1 protein-coding gene is annotated in these 1,207 nt (G+C 32.5%); it reads right to left on the reverse strand.

What is annotated here, in order from left to right:
• Positions 1–632: 632 nt before the first annotated feature.
• A complete protein-coding gene (locus ASJ81_RS12970) occupies positions 633–926 on the reverse strand; it encodes a hypothetical protein (protein WP_095644788.1) in 294 nt (97 codons plus the stop codon).
• Positions 927–1,207 lie beyond the last annotated feature (281 nt).

Genomic DNA, 1,207 nt, shown 5'->3' on the forward strand with positions numbered 1-1,207 from the left:
TTCTGTTTATGACTTCTGAATATGTTTCAATCCTTGTTTTAGTGGATCTTGCTCACGAATCAGGGTATCGCTCTCCCTTCACTCCAGTCACAAGTTTCAATCCTTGTTTTAGTGGATCTTGCTCACGAATAAAATCAGTCAAACTCCTTTCTACTTACTGCTTTTCGTTTCAATCCTTGTTTTAGTGGATCTTGCTCACGAATAGCTCAAAAGTTTTTGTTACCTATAACAACATAAGTTTCAATCCTTGTTTTAGTGGATCTTGCTCACGAATAGGGCAAAAATTTCCGTTATTTGGCCAGAAAAGGTCTGAAATGAGCCCTTTTTTGGAGCTAAAATTCTTGCTGGAAAATTATCAAACCCTTTATAAATACAAGAAAAATCTCTTCATATGCAGATACTCCAGTAAGGCTATCTACATATTTCATAGAAGATCTGTATGTTTTGGGATATAAGTCTTTTTAAACAACATCGAGCATTTTCTGTATTATATTATCGGCTTCTTTGAAGTCTGAGGAAATAATTGAGACAATTTCTAAAAACGCGCTTGAAGTCCACAAATTATAACTAAGGCACCGAGAAACAAAATAGACGGTAAAAATTTAGGTAAAATCATAAGGATATCGCGACAATTAATTTCTGGACAATAATATTGTCCCAAAGTTACTACTGCTCTCTAAATTACTATTTTTGAGAGTATCAGCAAGTTCCTCTTTACTTATATGTAATTTTTTATGCTCTCTCAGCGTTTTCAAAACTGATTTCATTAAAATTTCTTCTGTTACTGTTTCTCTTACTTCCACTCCTTTAATGGTAGAGCGTGAGAATAATTTCCCGTTTAAAATACTGGAAGTTTTTTCACAGTTAACTGCTACGTTGTGCAAGTTAGTTTTTCCACAATGGGCACAGAAAGTTTTTATGTACAATTTTCATCCCTCCTATTTCATTTCGTTCAAAATAGCTCTAATTTGGTCTTTTGTCATGCTTATTCTCTCAAGTTTTTTGGGTTGCTTTAATTCTTGTCAATTCTCCTGTATACTTCCATTGCACTCATTTTATGTTACTACAAGATATAATATGTATCAAATATATTTAAACTTTTGATACAAATTGTACTTAAACTTTTGATACATCATTGGGATAAAAAAATAAAATCATTTATGAATAATAACTGTTACATCGGTCTCGGGTATTCCAATCGATGAAA

The sequence above is a fragment of the Methanosarcina spelaei genome, assembly GCF_002287235.1.
Lineage (GTDB): Archaea > Halobacteriota > Methanosarcinia > Methanosarcinales > Methanosarcinaceae > Methanosarcina > Methanosarcina spelaei.